At 64.0% G+C, this 19,999-nt stretch carries 14 protein-coding genes; 9 read left to right on the top strand and 5 right to left on the bottom strand.

The window, feature by feature from the left end; genetic code table 11:
• Nucleotides 1-76 precede the first annotated feature (76 nt).
• The 4 genes from FNZ07_RS00400 to FNZ07_RS00385 all read right to left on the bottom strand — a co-directional run bounded on the left by FNZ07_RS00400 (nucleotide 77) and on the right by FNZ07_RS00385 (nucleotide 7,229).
• Nucleotides 77-793, bottom strand: a complete 717-nt coding sequence (locus tag FNZ07_RS00400) for a hypothetical protein (RefSeq protein WP_091006975.1) — start codon at nucleotides 791-793, stop codon at nucleotides 77-79.
• Between the two features lie 400 nt (nucleotides 794-1,193).
• Entirely contained in the window at nucleotides 1,194-2,081 is an 888-nt protein-coding gene (locus tag FNZ07_RS00395) for a response regulator transcription factor (RefSeq protein ID WP_245811313.1), read from the bottom strand.
• A 551-nt stretch (nucleotides 2,082-2,632) separates the two neighbouring features.
• Nucleotides 2,633-7,045 (bottom strand): DEAD/DEAH box helicase, encoded by a 4,413-nt coding sequence (locus tag FNZ07_RS00390; RefSeq protein ID WP_091006972.1) that lies wholly within the window; start codon nucleotides 7,043-7,045, stop codon nucleotides 2,633-2,635.
• Between the two features lie 49 nt (nucleotides 7,046-7,094).
• Nucleotides 7,095-7,229: an entericidin A/B family lipoprotein gene (locus FNZ07_RS00385; protein ID WP_091006970.1), complete on the bottom strand. Its 135-nt coding sequence runs from the start codon at nucleotides 7,227-7,229 to the stop codon at nucleotides 7,095-7,097.
• Nucleotides 7,230-7,408: 179 nt separating this feature from the next.
• On the opposite strand from FNZ07_RS00385, the gene FNZ07_RS00380 reads away from it, so the two are divergent.
• Nucleotides 7,409-9,448, top strand: coding sequence for a M3 family metallopeptidase (locus tag FNZ07_RS00380; protein WP_091006968.1), 2,040 nt, complete (start codon nucleotides 7,409-7,411; stop codon nucleotides 9,446-9,448).
• Nucleotides 9,449-9,534: 86 nt separating this feature from the next.
• Here FNZ07_RS00380 and FNZ07_RS00375 read toward each other — a convergent pair whose 3' ends face one another.
• Complete coding sequence (locus FNZ07_RS00375; RefSeq protein ID WP_091006966.1) at nucleotides 9,535-10,443, bottom strand: helix-turn-helix transcriptional regulator; 909 nt, start codon at nucleotides 10,441-10,443, stop codon at nucleotides 9,535-9,537.
• 300 nt (nucleotides 10,444-10,743) lie between these two features.
• Between FNZ07_RS00375 and FNZ07_RS00370 the strand changes: the two genes are divergently transcribed.
• The 8 genes from FNZ07_RS00370 to sctJ all read left to right on the top strand — a co-directional run bounded on the left by FNZ07_RS00370 (nucleotide 10,744) and on the right by sctJ (nucleotide 19,973).
• Complete coding sequence (locus tag FNZ07_RS00370; protein ID WP_091006962.1) at nucleotides 10,744-11,598, top strand: helix-turn-helix transcriptional regulator; 855 nt, start codon at nucleotides 10,744-10,746, stop codon at nucleotides 11,596-11,598.
• Between the two features lie 441 nt (nucleotides 11,599-12,039).
• Complete coding sequence (sctV, locus tag FNZ07_RS00365) at nucleotides 12,040-14,241, top strand: type III secretion system export apparatus subunit SctV (RefSeq protein ID WP_091006960.1); 2,202 nt, start codon at nucleotides 12,040-12,042, stop codon at nucleotides 14,239-14,241.
• Nucleotides 14,238-14,516, top strand: a complete 279-nt coding sequence (sctS, locus tag FNZ07_RS00360; protein ID WP_091006959.1) for a type III secretion system export apparatus subunit SctS — start codon at nucleotides 14,238-14,240, stop codon at nucleotides 14,514-14,516. The genes sctV and sctS overlap by 4 nt, the downstream gene beginning before the upstream one ends.
• On the top strand, nucleotides 14,516-16,594 hold the full coding sequence (gene sctC / locus FNZ07_RS00355) for a type III secretion system outer membrane ring subunit SctC (RefSeq protein WP_091006956.1): 2,079 nt from the start codon (nucleotides 14,516-14,518) through the stop codon (nucleotides 16,592-16,594). Before sctS ends, sctC begins: the two co-directional genes overlap by 1 nt.
• Nucleotides 16,575-18,014 carry a type III secretion system inner membrane ring subunit SctD gene (gene sctD / locus FNZ07_RS00350; RefSeq protein ID WP_091006955.1) on the top strand — a complete coding sequence of 480 codons (1,440 nt, stop codon included), beginning with the start codon at nucleotides 16,575-16,577 and terminating at the stop codon, nucleotides 18,012-18,014. The genes sctC and sctD overlap by 20 nt, the downstream gene beginning before the upstream one ends.
• Before the next feature lie 175 nt (nucleotides 18,015-18,189).
• Nucleotides 18,190-18,408: a hypothetical protein gene (locus FNZ07_RS00345; protein ID WP_091006954.1), complete on the top strand. Its 219-nt coding sequence runs from the start codon at nucleotides 18,190-18,192 to the stop codon at nucleotides 18,406-18,408.
• A 171-nt stretch (nucleotides 18,409-18,579) separates the two neighbouring features.
• Nucleotides 18,580-19,092, top strand: a complete 513-nt coding sequence (locus tag FNZ07_RS00340) for a hypothetical protein (RefSeq protein ID WP_091006952.1) — start codon at nucleotides 18,580-18,582, stop codon at nucleotides 19,090-19,092.
• Nucleotides 19,089-19,973 (top strand): type III secretion system inner membrane ring lipoprotein SctJ, encoded by an 885-nt coding sequence (gene sctJ / locus FNZ07_RS00335; RefSeq protein WP_091006950.1) that lies wholly within the window; start codon nucleotides 19,089-19,091, stop codon nucleotides 19,971-19,973. The genes FNZ07_RS00340 and sctJ overlap by 4 nt, the downstream gene beginning before the upstream one ends.
• Nucleotides 19,974-19,999 lie beyond the last annotated feature (26 nt).

The following is a 19,999-nucleotide window of genomic DNA, read 5'->3' as shown; positions in this document are numbered from 1 at the left end:
ACGTTGACGCGCATTTGTGATGGTCTGTTACCTTCGGCCGGATAGGCCCTTGCGGTTGGGCTAACGAGGCGGAGGATCAATAATCGAACATGGTATTGGGCCGAGTATTGGCGGGGATTGCCGTGGCTACGTGTGCAAGGAGCGCACTCTTGTCGGGTCGATTGGCCGATTCAATCGCGATGTTAAGCATGGCGGCCATCTCGACGTGATGCTCTTCGGGTAAGTTCACCACGATGGCCGCGACACTATTGACGGCCTGCTGCGCTTGCCCGTAGACCGCAGGTAGCTTGATCTGTTTGATCAGCGCATGTAACGGTTCGATCTGCAGGTCAGAGGGGTTCAGGTGCCCGGTGATATTGCATAGTTCGTCGAAGGCACCCGCCTGCAGGTTGTTGCTCAGCGAGCCGATTCGATCGGCAAATGCATTCACTAACCGTGCTTTGTACTTGGGGGGCAACGAACCGTCTGGAAAATTGAATGCGCTTGCCGCGTCCAGGAATGCCGCGGACGGATCTCTACCAGTTGCCGGCGATCCGATCTGGGAAACGCTCTGTTCCAGCGCCCGGCAGAATTCGTCCTGATGAGCAGCTTTGGCGGGAATGTCGGGCAGGCGTCTGATGAACACGGCCGTACCAAGCATTTCTTCCCGTGTCGCTACTTTCACGCGCTGCTCTACGTTCCGCTCCAGGGCATGCCGGAATACGTCCAGATGAGCGGCTCTGTTGGGGCCGTCGGGCAGGCCGTCGATGAACGCTGCCGTATCAAGCGCCTCTTCGCATGTCGCTACTTTCACGTGCTGCTCAATGGACCTCGTCAGATCCAGGATCGGGGATCTTGCGGGCGCTGTCGCGACCGGGCGCCTGATCCCTTGAGCCCGGTTATTAACCGGAAGAGAGCCCAGCGCCCCACGTGGCGCTAATGGGCGCGCGTTGGGAGAGGCGGGTCCATTACCTTGTCCTTGTCTCCCAGTGCCGACCCGGACTTCACCATCGTGCGTATAGGTGGCCGGTGCAACCGGTCGCATTGATGGAGCGTTCGAGCGCGTCATGTCCAGATTCCCAGGAGTTAAGCAATATTTCTATCTGGACTCCATTATGCGAAGGGACATGAGGCGGTTACGCTAGCCAGCCGAACTAACGTACATTTGCACGAAGTGACGGCCGGCGGGCCCGGGCGGACTGTAGAGCCGCGCGTTACGGACGCGCGTCGCACGCAGCGACGCTCGCCACCGGATGAATCTCCGCGTGCTGCACGACGACGCGCCGTGCGAGCGCTTCGACAGATTCGCGCAAACCTGCATTTGCATCGAGCGGCGCCACGATCGGTGTCTGCGCGTACGCGAGGCTCGGTGCAACCGCTGCGGCCACTTTCGCCACTTCGGCCGACGGCACATCGACCCGTTCGATCCGGTAACCGTGCGCGTACATCGTGCGCAGATGGACGCCATGCGCACCGTTCAGGCTGAGCTTTTTGCGCAGCTTGTAGATGTGCTGCTCGAGCGTGCGTCCGACGATATCTTCCGAACTGCTCCACACTGCACCGGCAATCTGCCGGCGGCTCACGTATTCGCCGGGGCGTGAAAACAGCAGCCATGCAATCGCGAATTCGCGCGACGTGAGACGGATCGAATCGCCTTCGATCTGCACCGTGCATGAGCCGCGGTCGAGCCGGTAGGCGCCACATTCGAGATCGTCGTCGCGAGGCGTACCGGGAGCAGTTTGAAAGCGTCGCAGCGCGAGATGCACACGCAACACGAGTTCGCGCGAGTCGATCGGCGCGAGCACGACGTCGTCGGCGCCCGCGTCCAGCGTATCGGTGATGCTTGCGCGGTCGTGGACCGCGCCGACCACGATTAGCGGTGCGCGGCGGTCCGCGTAGCACGTGCGTCGTGCAAGGACGGGACGCAACGGGCTCACACCGGTTTCGGCATCGACGAGTATCGCAGTGAAGTCTTCCCGATAGACGGCACGCGCGAGCGCCACGTCGTCCGCGAACCGGCTGCATACCGCACCATCGGCCTCGAAACACCGGCAGATCAACCTGAACAGACTCGTGTTCCGGGTCATGACTGCAAGCTTCATTATTTTCCTCCGGGTGGTCCCTGTCGGATGCGGACCTTGACGCGAAGCGAACTGCGAACCTATGCCAGTTCGTTGCGAGTGATCCGACAGTAGAGCGCCAGATGTTTCAGGTATGTAACGGTTTGTTTCAGCGGACCTGGTTGTGGGCGCAACGGGAGTATGCGCAATCGCATAGGAACCGCCGGGGTTCGTGCGTAGTGGATCGTTGGCGCGGATTTGGGGGCGATTTCTCCGCGCTATGCGAATGCGGTAGTTTTCTCGAACCCTGCGAAACTTACGGTCAGTTCGACCGATAGCGATTGAAAGCCTTTGCCGGCGCGCGTCTTCGTTATTCCTTACACGCGTGTAAGCACAATTTAAGTTTCGGTGTGCATTAGTTGTCGGACAGGCGAATATTTAATCGCGGTTACTCAGCACGCAACCTCAGCGCAACAACTTCGTGGCAAGTAACCGCCGCAAGTGCTTGTGGTCGCAACCATCGGTGGGTCGGCGCGCGCCTCGACGCCGGTGCAATCGAGGCATGCGGCGCGCATAGCAATGCCTCCAATGCCTCAGTAACGTCGCGTCAACATCGTACGCATCTCGCTCTTCGCGGCGCTGTCCGGATCGTGCAGCCAGATGAATTCGGCGCCGACCAAAGTCGCGACCGGCACGCCGTCGCGAAACAGCACCCGGTTGCCGGCGACGGCCGGCACCTTGTCGCCGGGCAGCATCGTGCCGAGCAGATTCAATGGATCGGTCGCGGCGACACACACGTAGAGTCCGTCGTTCGCGTGATGGCGCATCTCGCGCAGCAGTGGAATCGCTTCGGGCAACGCGAACTGTTCGCCCGACGGGCCGTTGACGAAGCGGCCGCCGCGCACCTGGCCGCGTGCTTCGAGCCGTTGCAACACACGCAGCAGATCGCGCCACGGCGGCAACCAGTCCGCTTCGCGTTCGAGTAGCCGCCAGAACACGACGCCGTAGCGGCGCAGCAGCGCCATCGCGATGTGTTCGAGCACGTCGGGCGCGATCCGCGGAGTGCGAGGGTTCGTCGTTGCCGCAGCGGTGGTGTCTGCTGTTGCGTCCGCGTTTGCGGTTGAGTCGGTCACGGGCCGTCGCAGCAGCGCCCAGCGTCCCGCGTCGTCCATTCCGCCAATCAGCGCGCCGACCCGGCCGCGCCGGCTGCCGTAGTACGCATTGCGTTTGGCCACCGGCTTGAGCAGCGCCCGCAATCCCGCGAAGCTGTCCGAGTTCACGAGGCCGGCTGCGACCAGTTCGCCGAGCGCGTTTTCGAGTTCGATGCGCAGCCCGTGCACGTCGGCCAGCAGTTCGTCGAAGAACATCGCGCCGTGTCGTGCCAGCGCATCGTGCACGTGCTGCGCGCGCGGCGAGAGATCGGCGGGTTTCGACTGGTCGAGCAGTGCGCTCCACACGGTCACTTCGCGGCGTGGCAAGAGCACGATCGGCGTGCTGCGCACCGGCCCGGCGGTCGCACGCGCGCGTTCGGTGAGCCGCGTCCAGACGATCTTGCCGGAGCGGCACAGTTCGTCGAGCGAGGTGATCGAATAGTCCTTCAGACGCGCGGGCAGGATGTCGTCTTCCCACGCGCCCGCCGCTGCCTGAAAGCCTTCGAGCTGGTCGAGTATCGCGGCGAGCGCGTCGCGGCCTTCGCCGCGTGTGGACGGGCTCACGTGCTGCCATTCGAACAGGAAGCGCATGAAGTCGTGTCGTTCGACCGGTTCGATTTCGCGCCGCAGCCGGCGCACCGTGTAGCGATGAATGCGTGCCAGCAGATGGCGCTCGCACCATTCTTCTTCGCGTGTGTCGGGTGTGAAGCGGCCACGCATCACGTAGCCTTCCGATTCGAGGCGCGTCAGCGCGAGCGCGACCACGGATGCAGGCAGCGCCAACGGTCGCGCGATGGCGGGCACGGTGAGCGGACCGAAGCCAGTGAGCCTCGCGCGCACGACGTCGACGATCGCATCGTCTTCGGTCCACGGGTCGGTGTAGCCTTTCGGCGGCTCGATAACGGGCTCGATGAGCGCGACCGGGTAGATCGCCCGCAAACACGCGAGGCGTTCGGCCGCGACCCAGAGCGTGTCCTGCTGCGCGATCTGCATGCGCGTCGCGCGGCCCGCTTTTGCCAGCGCGTCGAGCCATTGCGGCCAGCCGTCGTTGCGCTGCGCTTCGGCATCGGCTTCTGCGTCTGTTATGCAGGCTAGACCGGTCAGCGCTTCGTGCATTTCATCGGCATCGCGTGCTTGCGGCCATGCCTCGTCGCATACGCTTGCGATCGCATCGGCATCGAGTGCGCCGAGATCGTCGGCTGATTCCGGATCGGTCCAGCGGCGGTTCAGTACCGCTTGCGTGCGGCGTTCCTCTATCGGTGCGTCGTCGAGGAACGCATACGGCTTCGCGCTGAGAATCTCCGCGGCGAGCGGCGACGGCGCGGGCAGTTCGCGTGTGACGAGCGCGACTTCGCCGCGCTCGATACGGTGCAGCAGACGCAGCCAGCCGTCGGTATCCATCGCTTCGTGCAGGCAGTCGTCGATGGTTTGATCGACGAGCGGATGAACCGGCAACTCGCGCTCGCCGACGATGTTCTCGAGGCACGCCACCTGATCCGGAAACACCGTCGCAAGCAGATCTTCGCTACGCATACGCTGCAGCTGCGGTGCCGTTTTGCGGCCGCCGGTGTAGCGCGGCAGCGCGAGCGCGGTCGTGGCATTCCAGCGCCAGCGCACGCCGAAGAGCGGTGCGTCGAGCAGCGCCTGAATCAGGATGTGTTGCGCGGTATTCGAATGCAGATAGCGCCACACTTCGTCGAGGGCGAAGCTGTGACTGCCGGTCAGCGAGAGGATGATCGCGTCTTCGGTGGCCGCGGCCTGCAGTTCGAAGTTGAACGTGCGGCAAAAGCGCTTGCGCAGCGCGAGACCCCACGCGCGATTGAGCCGGCTGCCGAACGGCGCGTGAATGACAAGCTGTGTGCCGCCCGACTCGTCGAAGAAGCGCTCTATCACGAGCGTGTTCTGCGTCGGCAACACGGTGAGGGCGGCGCGGGCACGGGCGAGGTATTCGACGATCTGGCGGGCGGCGGGTTCGGACAGGCTTAGCTCGTCTGTGAGCCAGGCGATCGCGCGATTGAGGTTATTCGCAGTGCCCTCGTCTCCGTCGCTGCCGAGTAGCATATCGATCTGCGCACGCAGCCGCGCAACGCCGAACGACAGTTCGTCGCTGCGACCCGGTGCTTCACCAAGCCAGAACGGAATATTCGGCGGCTGTCCTTCCGCATCGACGACGCGCACCCGGCCGGTCTCGACGCGCAGGATCCGGTACGACGCGTTGCCGAGTTGGAACACGTCGCCGGCGAGACTTTCCACCGCGAAGTCTTCGTTGACCGTGCCGATGTTCACGCCCTGCGGTTCGAGCAGCACCGCGTAGTCGGCGTTCTCAGGTATCGTGCCGCCCGATGTTACGGCAACCAGCTTGCCGCCGCGCCGCCCGCGCAGCGTGCCGTTCACGGCGTCGCGATGCAGATAGGCGGCACGCGGCCCATGGCGGCCCGTATACCCTTCGGCGAGCATGCGCAGCACGGTATCGTACTGCTCGCGCGCGAGGTCCGCATACGGCGCGGCGTTGCGAATGAGATCGAATAGCGCATCCTCACGCCACTCGTCATTCGACACTTCGGCGACGATCTGCTGCGCGAGCACATCGAGCGGCGCGCGCGGAATCTGCAAGGCGTCGAGTTCGCCGCGCCGCACGCAATCGAGCAGCGCCGCACATTCGAGCAGATCGTCGCGCGAGTTAGGAAAGAGTCGCCCTTTCGGCATCCCGCCGACCTGGTGCCCCGAGCGCCCGACGCGTTGCAGAAACGGCGCGATGGCGCGCGGCGAACCAAGCTGGCAGACGAGATCGACGTCGCCGATATCGATGCCGAGCTCCAGCGAAGCCGTCGCGATCAACACGCGCAACTCGCCGCGTTTCAAACGTTGTTCTGCGTCGAAGCGCAGCTCTTTGGCGAGGCTGCCGTGATGGGCAGCTACCGCATCCTTGCCGAGACGTTCGGTCAGATACCGCGCGGCACGTTCGGCCATGCGCCGCGTGTTGACGAAGACGAGCGTCGTGCGATGCTGCGCCACGAGTTCGGCGAGCCGGTCGTAGACGCGCTCCCATACCTCGTTGGCCATCACCGCTTCGAGCGGGACCGGCGGCAGTTCGAGTGCGAGATCGCGTTTGCGCGCATGACCGACGTCGACGATGGCGCAATCGGGCGTCGCGTCGCTGTCGAGACTCGCGCCGCCGACCAGAAACCGCGCTACGAGGCCGATCGGTTTTTGCGTGGCCGACAGGCCGATGCGCGGCAGGCGCCGGCCGCACAGCGCATCGAGCCGTTCGAGACTGAGCGCGAGATGGCTACCGCGTTTGGTGCCCGCAATCGCGTGGATTTCATCGACGATCACCGTGCGCGTGCTCGCGAGCATACGACGCCCCGACGCGGAACCGAGCAGCACGTAGAGCGATTCGGGCGTCGTCACGAGGATGTGCGGTGCGCGTTTGCGCAGAGCGGTGCGCTCCTGCTGCGATGTGTCGCCGGTGCGCACGGCGGTGCGGATGTCGAGTGCCGGTAGCCCACGTTGCGCGAGTTCGGCGGCGATGCCTTCGAGCGGCATCTGCAGGTTCAAACGGATGTCGTTCGATAGCGCCTTGAGCGGCGACACATACACCACCAGCGTTTCGTCGGGCAACGTGCCGCCGTGCGCGAGACCGTCGCGGACCAGCTCGTCGAGTGCCGACAGAAACGCGGTCAACGTCTTGCCGGAACCCGTAGGTGCCGCGACCAGCGTCGAGCGGCCGCTGCGGATCGACGGCCACGCCGCGACCTGCGCATCGGTCGGCGCCGCGAACGTCTTGAGAAACCAGCCAGCGACCGCCGGATGAAAATCGGCGAGTACGCTGGCTGGAGGCAGCGCGGAAGTCATGGTTCGGTTCTACTTGAGGCAGTACTGCGGGGCATGCGGGTCCGATCGGTTACTTGGCCTTGTCCGCCGCGTTGGAAATAGCCTGGCCGCCGCTGGAGAGATCCTGCCCGGCACCGGCAATCGTGTTGCAGGCCGCGAGGCCGGCGCCCAGAACGAGAAGAATGGCGATCATCGTGCGCGTCATGATTTTTCTCCGATTAGGTGTGGTTAGGTGCAGGTAAAGGCACCGGATCACATTTTATGGCCGATCCGCTCAACGCGGGTAAAGCACCATCGACCCAGCTACATCGCTGCCAGTGTGCGTGACCGCCGTGCCTTATCATGTGCGTTCCCTCCACCCTGACGCCCACAAGGCAGATCGAGATGACCGAGCACAGCAACCCGCTGTTACAGGACTGGCAAACACCTTACCAGTTGCCGCCGTTCGCGCAGATCAAGCCCGAACATTTTGCCCCGGCTTTTGCCACGTTGTTCGCCGAACATCTGGCCGAGATCGATGCGCTGGCTGCACAGCCGGACGCACCTACCTTCGAGAACACCGTGGCTGCGTTCGACGCCGCGGGCACGCGACTCGAGCTCATCAGTCTTGTTTTCATGAACCTCTGCTGGTCCGATTCGCCGCCCGCGTTGCAGGCGGTGGAGCGCGAAATGGCGCCGCTGCTGGCCGCGCACGAGAGCAAGGTTGCGATGCATGCGGCGTTCTTTGCAAGACTCGATGCGGTTCATAACCAGGCAGAACAACTCGAACTGAACGAAGAGCAGCAGCGCCTGCTGCAACGTTTGCATACCGATTTCGTGCGCACCGGAGCCACACTGCAAGGCGCGCCACGCGCACGTTTTGCGGTCGTTGCGGAGCGACTCGCCGATCTCTACACACAGTTCGCGCAGAACGTGCTGGCCGACGAATCGAGCTACCAGTTACCGCTGAAAACAGAAGCCGATCTGGCAGGTCTACCCGATTTTCTGCGCGCGGCTGCGCGCAACGCCGCTCAGGAACGCGGTGTGGATGGTTACGTGATTACGTTGTCGCGCTCGCTGGTCGTGCCGTTTCTCACACGCTCGACGCGCCGCGATCTGCGCGAGACCGCGTGGCGCGCATGGACGAGCCGCGGCGAAACGGCGGGGCGCGACAACCGGCCGCTCGCCCGCGAAATCCTGATGTTGCGTCAGGAGCAGGCGCGCCTGCTCGGCTACGACAGCTTTGCCGATTACGCGCTCGCTGACCGCATGGCAGGCAAGCCCGCAGCCGTGTACGACCTGCTCAGCCAGGTATGGGAGCCCGCGAAGGCGAGCGCCGAACAGGAGCGGCAGGCGCTGGTTGCACAAGCCGCGGCACTGGGCGAGCCGACCGATATCGAACCGTGGGACTGGTATTTTCTCGCCGAAAAAGTGCGCGTTGCGCGCTACGCGCTCGATGACGCAGAAGTAAAACCGTACTTCAGCCTGGAAGCGATGATCGGTGCGATGTTCGATTGCGCGAACCGTTTGTTCGGGGTGCGTTTTGTCGAGCAGACTGGCGTCCCGCTGTATCACCCGGATGTGCGTCTCTGGGAAGTGCACCGCGGCGACGAGCAGGTGGGCGTGTTCCTCGCCGATAACTTTGCGCGACCCAACAAGAAGGGTGGCGCGTGGATGAGCGTTTATCGCAAGCAGAAGCGCAACGGCGGCACGGCGACACCGATCGTGGTGAACAACAACAACTTCGCACGCGGCGGCGACGGTCCGACGCTGCTCAGCTTCGACGACGTGCGCACGTTGTTCCACGAATTCGGCCACGGCCTGCATGGATTGCTCTCCAGCGTGAGCTACAGCCGTCTGTCGGGCACCTGGGTGCCGCGAGACTATGTGGAGCTGCCGTCGCAATTGATGGAGAACTGGGCCACGGTGCCCGACGTACTGGCGAGGCATGCACGCCACGTGACGACAGGCGAGCCGATTCCCGCGGCGTTGATCGAGCGCATCCGTGCATCGCAAACCTTTAATCTGGGCTTCGATACGGTTGCCTATACGTCGTCGGCGCTGATCGACATGGCGCTGCATGCGCACGACGACCCGGCCGCGCTCGACATCGCGAGTTTCGAGGCGCAGGAACGCGAGCGTCTGCAAGTGCCGCGCGAAGTGGGTCTGCGTCATCGCCTGCCGCACTTCAGTCATATTTTTAGCGGCGACAGTTACGCGGCCGGCTACTACGTCTACATGTGGGCGGAAGTGCTGGAGGCAGAGGCGTTCGATGCGTTCGAGGAAGCCGGCGACGCATTCGATCCGGTACTCGCCGACAAACTGCAACGCTATATCTACAGCGCCGGCGACAGTCGCGAACAGCGTGCCGCATTCCGCGCGTTTCGCGGCCGCGATCCGCAAGCGGCGCCGATGTTGCGCAAACGTGGTTTGCCGGCGGGCTGATGATGGTGTGCAACGCCGGTTGCGCAATGCGCCGGCGCTAGAAGAGAAGTGGGGCACGCCGCATGTGCGTGCCCCTGGCCCAGGCGTCAGATCAGTTCCAGCTTCGACGTCAGATAGGTCAGCTCGATCCGGTTCGACACGCCGAACCGTTTGCGCAGTTTGCGCAGGTGATAGTCGACGTTGTGTGGGCTCGTGTCGAGCCGCTTGCCGATTTCCTTGTCGGACGCACCCTCGGCGATACCGGTCAGCAGCCTTTGCTCGAACGCGGTGAGACCGTTGACCGAATGCTCGCGCGCGGTGGCGATCAGTTTCGGCGAGCTGAACTTGTGTACCGACAATCCGATCGATAACGCCTGTTCGATCGTGGTCGGTGTGATCCAGTCGCGGTTCAGGCGTGGCGCCGTAAAGCTCATGAAAGCATGCAGACGCGTGCCCGGAATCCCCATCGAATACATGATGCCGCTGCACATGCCGTCGCTGCGCATGGTTTGCAGGAAGTCGTCGAGCGCTTCGCGGTCGGCGGCCGAGACCGTATCGCGATCGCCATGCTGTTGCCGCAATTTGCGCAGGTCCCACACCATCGGCACATTGCACATGCGCGCGCCGAACGTGCGCGGGTCGACGTCGAAGTAACGGCGCTCGACGTACTCGCCACGATAATTGGCGGGCGCGAACGTATCGTGTACGAACAGGCGTTGCACACACTCATGCGTGTACTCGAGCGCGAAGTAGGCGAACGTCGAAAAACCGGTTAGACGCACGAGACTCGCCACGATGCGGGCGCGTTCCGCTTCGCTCTGCGCGCTCGCTAGCATCTCGGCGACGCCGAGCCGCGGGGCATCTTTCTGTTCGATGAAAACCTGTTTCGCGTCGTTGAAGCGCACGACAGGAATCTGACGCGTATGCGTCACGTCGTCGTGCACAGAAAACGTATTCGACGTGTCGTCGAATATTTGATCAGCAGGCGGGCTTTCGCACAAAGCGAAGTCGGGCATGGAGATGGTCCTTGACTCAACATCGCAGGATTTCGCGCGGACGGTCGATGGCAGCGGGGTGTTGAACCGGGCCCTCACGCGCGAATACGCAACGACAAAAAAGATGCAATTGGAGAAATTGCGAAGAAACATTCGAGCGGTTGGCGGTGTACATATCGCGGATCGCTCAAGTAACATATCGTAATATCAAAACGTGAGCCGATTCAAGCGGACTCGCGAAGAAAAAAAGAAAAAACACACTAATCGACCAGAGCATATCGGGGCTCAAGAAGAATCGCCTGGCAGAACAAAGGACCCCTGATGACCCTGTGTGAAGGCACGCCTGTACTCGACTGGTTTTCGCACACCGATGTGCTCGCACATCGCGTCCGACCCCCATCCCACGTTTTGGACGAAGCCGTGCCGGCACGCGGGGATGCTGCTGTTCTTACCGCATGGCGCGACAACGTCGGCAAATCCGACCTGTTCGAGTTCGACCTCGACGAGTGCCGCGCGCAGATGCGGCGCGCGGGCTTCAGTACGCTCAACTACGGCGCGTACGAAATGATTGGCCAGCGTCTGCTGCACGCGCATCTGCTGCGCGATCTCGTACCGGTGTCGTCGGTCCAGCCGTACTTCGAAGGCGGGTGGCACGAAGCCGATCCGCGCTTCGCGAGTGTGCTGCAAAGTGGTTTTCCGGTGGCGTGGCGACTCGACTGCATCGAGGAGGAGGCACAGCGAAGCGGCGATCGCCGCACGCGTGCGCTTGCCGCATCGTTGCGCGCGCATGCAATGAATAGCGGCGTGATCTTCAGCCTGTCGGCCCCGCAGCTCGAACTGCGCGTCGGCGTCGGGCTCACGTCGGAGATGCACGACTCCGACTGGATCGACGACCGCGTGACGGGCGCGGCGCTCGCGGTAAGCCTGAGCGTGCATCGTTTCGTACAGCCGTTTCTCGAGGCACGCGTGCGCGCGCGTCGCGCGATCACGCTCGAACACGAACAGGAGGCAGTGCTCGAAAGGTTGGTGCAAGGTTTGTCCGACCAGGAGATTGCGGATGCGTTGAACCTGTCGTTGCACAAGGTCAGTTATCACATCCACAGACTCGAACGAACGTTTAACGTGCACAACCGTGCGCAGCTTGCTTATCTGGCTGCGCGACGCGTGCGCGCTTGAGATTTTGTGAGGCATGACGTCATGCGGTGCGTTTCGTAGTAGCGCGTGTCGTTGCCCGCTAAAGCGCGTGAATTGCTACGAGGCATCCGTCTTCATCTGTTGTAAGGCACCGCTACACTCGATCGAAGTTGGATAACCCGCAATACCCGCTTCATTGCGTGCGGCACGAGCCCGGCGTAAGCGGGCTGTGTGTCGCTGCGCGGACTCAAACAGTTGTGAGCGCAAACATATTGCATGGGATGGGAGTAAGTGCCTTAGCCGTCGACCTGAGTTCACGCTTTAGTGCTGGCTCGGGTCTGAGGCGGTGCGCGAACTTTGGCTCATAGCTAAAGCGACAGCTTTGCATCAGATGAGAGTAACGCGCTAAAACGCTAAAGCGCGAACACTGGTCGACAGCTAAAGCCGCCAACTACGTTTGAAATAGGGAGACGGTACTCAACGATGGCTGATCTGAAGGCGCTTCCGCGCGACTGGCGGCGGATGTTCTTTGCCGGCGCCAGCGTGTCCGGTGCCCGACGCACTGCTTCGCCGCGCGCCGACCTGTTTCTCGCGGCGTTCATCGTTGCGGTCGTCGCGCTGTTCATCCTGCCACTGCCGCAGGCGGCGCTCGACGGGATGATTTCGCTGAATCTCGCGGTGAGCATCGTGCTGCTCACGGTGTCGACGTACGTGCCGTCCGCGGTGAGCTTCTCGTCGTTTCCGGCTCTGCTGCTGTTCACCACGCTGTTCCGCCTCGCACTGAACATTGCCTCGTGCAAGCTGATCCTGCTGCACGCGAATGCGGGCCATGTGATCGATGCGTTTGGCCGGCTGGTGGTCGGCAACAACGTTGTAGTGGGCGGTGTCGTCTTTCTGGTGATCGCGGTCGTGCAGTTCATCGTGATCGCAAAGGGCTCGGAACGGGTCGCGGAAGTCGGTGCGCGCTTTTCGCTAGACGCGATGCCGGGCAAGCAGATGAGCATCGACGCCGATCTACGCGCGGGCATCATCAGCGCGGACGAAGCACGCGAGCGGCGCGAGAAGCTCGAGCAGGAGTCGCAACTGCACGGCGCGATGGACGGCGCGATGAAGTTCGTCAAGGGCGATGCCATTGCCGGCCTGTTGATTGCGTTTATCAACATCGTCGCGGGCATCGCGGTCGGCACGCTGATGCACGACATGAGCATCAGCGAGGCGCTACAGCGTTACGCCATTCTGACGGTCGGCGACGGCATGGCCTCGCAGATTCCGTCGCTGCTGGTATCGATCGCGGCCGGCATCGTCACGACGCGCGTCGCGACGCGCGATGCACGCCAGCGCCAGTTGGGTGAACAACTGGGCGAACAGCTCGGTGCTCACCCACGCGCGCTGCTGATCGCCGCATTCGTGCTGGCCGGATTTCTCGTGGTGCCAGGTTTTCCGATCTGGTCGTTCGCGCTGATCGCCGCGGCGCTTGCGACGGTAGCGGTGCTGCAAATGAAGCGCCGCACGGTCGCGCCGTCGTTCAACCTGATCAATGTTACGGGTCGTGTGGACGGCGTGCAGGGCGAAGGGCAGGCAGCGCGCGTTGCACACGTGGCCGGCGTCACGTCGCTGATCGCGGTGACGCTCGCGGAGGATCTGCGCAGCGCACTGAATCTCGCGCAGTTGCAGGCCGCGCTGTCGAGCGCGAAGGCGCGTGTCGACGCGGACATCGGCACGGTATTTCCGCGCATCACGCTAAACGACGATGAACACGCGCCCGAGGGTACGTACCGCGTGTATCTGCAGGACGTGCTCGCCGCCCACGGTGCGCTGAAGCCGGGCTGGTTGCTGTGGGACGGCGTGTCGCCGCTGCCCGAGCAGGCCGAGCGTCAGCCGGCCGAGGCGTTCGGACCGTTTGCGACTGCACTATGGATGAAAGCGGACACGGCAGGGCAGACGGAAGGCCGGCATCTGACGAGCGAAGCGGCGCTGGGCGCGCACATCGAGCAGATCGTGCGGCAACACGCGGACGAACTGATTGGCATTCAGGAAACCCAGGCGCTCGTGCATCTGGCGCGGCGCGAGCACCCGGAACTGGTCGGCGAGCTGACCCGGCTCGTACCGCTGCAACGGGTGACCGAAGTGCTGCGGCGCCTGCTTGCCGAACAGGTGCCGATCCGCAACCTGCGGGTGATTTTCGAAAGCCTGATCACGTGGGCGCCGAACGAGCCCGACGATGTGATCGCGCTGGTAGAGCTGGTGCGCATCGACCTGCGCCGGATGATTACCGACCGCCACGCGGGTGCGGCGCGGCAACTGCGCGTCGTGCTGTTCGAACAGAACCTGCAGGAACGCATCGAGAACGCGGTGATGCGCACGAAGCAGGGCAATTTTCTGGCGCTGCCGAGCAGCGTCAAGCAGGACATCTGCGAACAGGTTCGGGCCGTCGTCAGCGCGGCGGGCGCGGCGCCCGGTCCGCACGGCAATGCGCGACTCGCCGTGATGATCGCGCTCGGCGCGCGCCGCTATACGAAGTCGATCCTGCAGCCGGTGATGCCCGATCTGCCGGTGCTGTCGTACCAGGAGATCGAAGAGGACGTGCAGTTGCACACGGTGGGCTGGGTGAAGAATCCGCCGGACGACGGCACAGTGGGCGCCGGGGCGAACGTGCGCAATGCAAAAGCGGATGCAACGTCATGACGAGCTCGACGATTCTCGATCTGACACAGCAGGCGTTGTTACTGGTGTTGCTGCTGTCGCTGCCGATCGTGCTGATCGCGACGGCGACCGGGCTCATTGTGGCGATCCTGCAGGCAGTGACGCAGGTGCAGGACTCGAACATCGGCATCGCCGTGCGGCTGATTGCCGTGATGGTCGCGCTGGTGATGTTGTCCGGTTGGCTGGGGGGCGAGGTGCTGCGCTTCGCGCAGCAGGCGCTGACTCGATTATTCGTTTCTTCGACAGGTGTGCTTTGATGCGTCGACGCGCAGTGACGTTCCAGTTCGACCGACGACGGGCCCAGCTCGCCGCCACGATGTTTTTCGCCGCCGCACTGGTGTCGGCGTCGCTCTTCACGCCGATGGCGCAGTCTGCGCGCGCGGCCGAATTGCGCTGGCGCAACCGGCCGTTCACGATCGTGGCGAACGACCGCAAGATTGCGGACTTTATCCGCGAACTCGCGTCGTCGCAGGGGATCACGGCGGTGATCGATCCGAAGGTGGACGGCACGATCAGCGGCCGCTTCTCGGGCACGCCGCAACAAACGCTCGACACCGTGTGCTCGACCTACGGCCTTACCTGGTACTACGACGGCTCGTTCCTGTACATCGATCCTGCGGATCAATCGCAAAGCCAGGTGATTCCGATTCCGCCTAACTCGGCGGCCGAGATCAGCCGTGCGCTGGAGACGATGCAGATCACCGACAAGCGCTTCTCGCTCGTCATCAACGACCGTTCGAACAGCATCTACGTGTCCGGCCCGCACCGCTATATCGAACTGGTACGGCAGGCCGTGAGTTCGGTCGGCAATCCGGCCGCCAACGGTCAGCTCGCGGACGTCCGTGCATTCCGGCTGAAATACGGCTGGGCATCCGACTTCACGGTGAACCGCTCGGGCAAGGAAGTGGTGATTCCCGGTGTCGCCACGATGCTCAAGCGTCTGTACGGCAAAGACAACGCGCGCAACAACTACACGCCGGTCAACGCGACGCTCGGCGCAGCGGCGCGGCAGATGAAGCTCGGCTCGGGCGTGTCGATTTCCGTGCCGCGCATCGAATTCCCCGACATTGCCGGCGGCCCGTCGGGCAACAGCGGCTATGGTGCGTCGGGTAATTCGTCGGATACGCCGCCGCTGCCGTTTTCGGGTGGCTCGGGCGGTGGCGACACGCTGCCGCAGATCGAAGCCGATCCGGCGATCAACGCGGTGCTCGTGCGCGACCTGCCGGAGAACATGTACCGCTATCAGTCGTTGATCAACGAACTGGATGTGCGGCCGCGCATCGTCGAGATCAACGTGACGATCATCGACATCGACGACACATCGCTCGACAGCCTGGGTATCGACTGGCGTCTGCATACGCCGCATGGCGACGTGCAGATCGGCAACGGCCAGAATCCGCTGAACGGCAACACGCAGTACGGCAATACCGGGAACCCGCCGCTCACGTTCGGCGTCGGCACGACCGAGCAGGGCCAGACCGGCACGTTTGCGCCGACCGGCATCGCGCTGACTGCGTCGATCGGCGGCTCGCTGCGCGACTATCTGCTGACGCGCGTGAATGCCCTCGCGCAGACCGGCAAGGCCGAACTGCATTCGAAGCCGAAGGTACTCGCACTCGATAACACCGAGGCGATTCTCGAGAATCTCACGCAGTTCTACGTGCAGGTGCAGGGCTTCCAGGATTCGTCGCTGTACAGCGTGACGACCGGAACCAGCATCAAGGTCACGCCGATGATCGTCGACGACGAAGGCGCGGCCAACGCCACGCACGCCGCGGACGCGGACCCCGAGAGCGTGATGATGTCGATCGACATCCAGGATGGCAACGTCGTGCAGGGTCAGACGGTGTCGAACATCCCGGTCATCCAGCAGCGCAACATCGTCACCAAGACGATGATCGACGAAGGCCGCAGCCTGCTGATCGCCGGCTTCAACGACGACCAGGTGCAGCTCAACAAGAGCGGCGTGCCGTGGCTGTCCGACATCCCGTTGATCGGCAACCTGTTCAGGTACACCGACAAGACCGGCTCGCACATGGAGCGCTTCTATCTGCTCACACCGCGGGTCGTCGAAACCGCGTCGATGTATGCGCCGGATGGCTCGCCGATCAATCCGTCGGCCGGTGCCGCGGCCGATCCGAACAGTCTCTCGATGTACCGACCGCCCGACAACGATATTGCTGTGCCGCTGACGCCGAAGCCGCAAGCGGGCTCGCGCTTCGGGCCGCCTGCGGTCGCGCCTTCGGCAGCTTCGCAAACCACGGCGCAGCCCGCTGTGCAGCCGGCCGCGGCAACGCAAACCGGAACCCTCGCTCATGGCTACGAGCACCCTTGATCCGCACACGGCGCTGAACGGCGGCGCGGCGGCCCAGCTGCGCGAGACGGCCGTGTCGCCGTGGAACCTGTGTTTCCTGAGCGGTCCGATGTACGGCCGCACGATGTCGCTGGCGCGCGGCCCGAACTGGGTTGGCACCGCCGCCGACTGCGAGGTGATCCTGCCGGACCGCGAGATCGCTGCAAAACAGGTCTGTCTGCAGGTCGGCGCACTCGCGGTGACGGTACAGAATTTTGGCGAAGCCGGCAGCGCGCCGGTGCTCTTTAACGACGAAGCGCTGGGCGCGGGGCGCCGTTCGCTGACGCCAAGCGACGTCGTGACGGTCGGCTCGATCCGGCTCGGCATCGCCCGCAATGCGCAGGCCGTTGCAGCATTGCCTGCCGAGAGCGAGAAGCCGGCGGCGGATCGCGATTCCGCATGGTCGGGCTGGCTCGCCGATGCCATGCGCCGGGTCGGTAGCCGGCGTTTCGTGATCGTGCTCGCGGCGCTGTGGGTCGGTGTGCTGTTGGGTGCACTCGGTTATGGGCTCGTCGCGTGGTCGGGCAGTTTGCCGTGGCAGCACGAATCGCCGCTGGCGCGCGTGCACCGGCTGCAGCAGGCGCTGCGCGTGTATCCGGAACTGAGCGTCACGCCGCGCGACGACGGTGCAATCGTCGGTGGCTATGTGAAAGATGCCGCCGAGCGCGACAAGGTCGCGCAGATCGTGGCCGGCGTCGACGACGCGGCGCTGGGCACCGTGTACGTGGTGAACGATCTGCTCGCGACCGCGCAGACCTATTTCAGCGACACGCCGCTCACCGTGTCGTATCTCGGGCACGGCAAGATCGAACTGACCGGCGATGCGCCGCATGCGCAGATCGCGCAGCGCATCCAGAACTACATGAAGGACGCGCGACCGGCGCTCGAAGTCGTCGATCATGTGCATTACGGCGAACCGGGCGCCGTGGCGGCACGCGCGGGGATGCTCGGTGGCACGGCAGGTATTCCGGAGATCGTCACGGTGTTTGCGGGCGACGGCGACCAGCGCTACGTCGAAACCGCCGACGGCAGCCGCTATTTCGAAGGATCGCGGATGAAGGAAGGACCGACCGTCGTGTCGATTGGTTCGGACGAAGTGGTCTTCGATAGCGAGGGACGCCGGATCACGATGCCACTGGGTGGCAGTTCGGCGGGTGCGCCCGTGAGTGCGTCGGATGCACCATCGGCATCGGCGCCGATGGTGGCGCGCGGCGCGGCGGCCGGTGTTGCGCTGCCGGTGTCCGGTGCGGCAACCGCGGACACGGCGGCATCGGCGGGTGTGGCAGTAGCGGCGGTAGCAGGCTCGGCGATAAACGCAGCGAACCCCGCAATGGCGAGCGGTCTCGCCGCGGCCGCCAGTGGCGCGGTGGCGGCAAGTCGCGCGCCGTCACAGAAGCAGTAGCAGTAGCAGGTGACACGACAGTATTCGCGCGCCGCGCATCAGGCACTGCGCGCAACCGGACCGTAAGCCGCTGCATTCGCCATCAGCGAGTGCGACGGCAGGCGGAGCGGGAAGCGGCATGGCGCCGTGAACCCCGCGGTGTTGAAACGTTACTCAACGAACGAAGGAGCAGCACATGACAGCCCCAACTTCTCCGAACAATGGCTCAACCAACACGGGCGACGTTCAGAACCAGGCGAACCAGTTGATCCAGGCTCAGGAGCAACTGACGGCAATCCAGTTCCAGGTGCAAAGCTCGACGAGCACGTTCCAGACGACCGGCGCAGTAACGGCGGCCGCAGGAACAGCCGCGTCGCAGGCGGCGGACCATATCGGTTCGGCTGGCCGCTCCTGACACCGGGCGCTAGCCGCCCGTCTGTCGCAGCCGTGCAATACCGCGGCGCCGATGGTTCGCATCGGCGGCGGGGTTGCGCACGTGCGCAGCGGTCGGCTGCCCCGGGGTCGTAGTGAACCGGCAGCAAGAGCAGCAGTAAAGCAGCAGTAAAGCAGACAAGGAGGACAGATCATGACTGTCTCAGGTGTCGCACCGCCGTCGGCGGCCGCGCTCGCGAGTACCCAGTCCGCCGCGCAGACCATGCAGACGGGCGGGGTGCAGCATGATGCCCAGGTCCGGCAGTTCGACGGCTTGATGCAGCCGGCCAGCCAGGCGCAGACGGCCCCGGCTGCTGCGCCTGCCGCGCAGGTTGCAGCAACGGCGCAAACGCAGCCCACGCAGCCCGTCGAACCCGCATCCACGGACGTGCGCATGACGCCCGTCGAGGCGAACCATTCATCGCTCGTCGAGCGATTGCGCAGTTTCACCAGCGACCTCGACACGCGCTACTCGAGTCTGCAGAAGCACCAGACCGAGATGCTGACGTCGATGACGCAGAACGGCAACGACCCGTTGATGTCGATGGCGCAGGCGATGGACTTTCAGTGGAGTGCGACGACGACGATCTCCGAATACCAGTTGAGCCTTGCGGTCGCCCAGGCGACCAACGGTCTCACGCACTCGATTCTGAAGAACCAGGAATGACGGCTCATCGATCGATCCGCTGGCGCAGTCATGCGGCGCGCGTTGCACTCGTCGGTGCGCTCGTGCTGCTGGCCGGCTGCCAGCAGGAGTTGTACTCGGGCCTGAGCGAAGCCGAGGCGAACCAGATGCTCGGCGTGCTGACCGATGCCGGCATTTCTGCGACCAAGGACAACGACGCACGCGACGCCTCGGACCGCCAGTCGTGGCTCGTCGAAGTCCCCGACGACGACATGCATTCCGCGCTGACGGTGCTGCACGCGAACGGTCTGCCGCGCCCGCATTACGCGAGCATCGGCGAGCTGTTCCAGAAGCAGGGGCTGGTGTCGACACCCGCCGAAGAGCGCATGCGCTATCTGTACGGCGTATCGCAGGATCTGTCGCGCACGCTGCAGGACATCGAAGGCGTCGTGGTGGCTCGCGTGCAGGTGGTGATTCCGGAGAACGATCCGCTCGCGGACAAGATCAGGCCGTCGTCGGCGGCGGTCTACATCCGCTACCGGCCCGGCGTCGATCTGCGCGCCATGGCGCCGATGGTGAAAGACCTCGTTGCACACAGCATCGAAGGGCTGCAGTACGACAACGTGTCGCTGTTCCTGCAACCGGCGTCGGAGAAAGCGGTACCCGTCAACGGTATCGGCAATGCGTTGAACGACATCGTGCATTTGCGCACGCCGCTCGGCTGGCTGGTCGGCGCGCTGGTTCTGCTGACGTTTGCGGTGATCGCGCTGTCGGCGGCGCGGCGCGGGATGTTCGGCGCGGGCCTTGCCGGTTTGCTCGGCAGCGCTCGCAGCAATGGCGGAGCAGGCGGTGGAGGAAGCGGTGCAACGGGCAACGGTGCACGCGCCGTGCGGGTCGTCGACAGTGCGCGCGACGGCGCGTAACGTGCTGTCGCGGTATCGAGCGGGGC

The organism is Paraburkholderia megapolitana (assembly GCF_007556815.1).
Taxonomy (GTDB): Bacteria; Pseudomonadota; Gammaproteobacteria; order Burkholderiales; family Burkholderiaceae; genus Paraburkholderia; species Paraburkholderia megapolitana.
The sequence above is the reverse complement of the archived record's forward strand: the minus strand, read 5'-3'. Positions and strand labels throughout refer to the sequence as shown.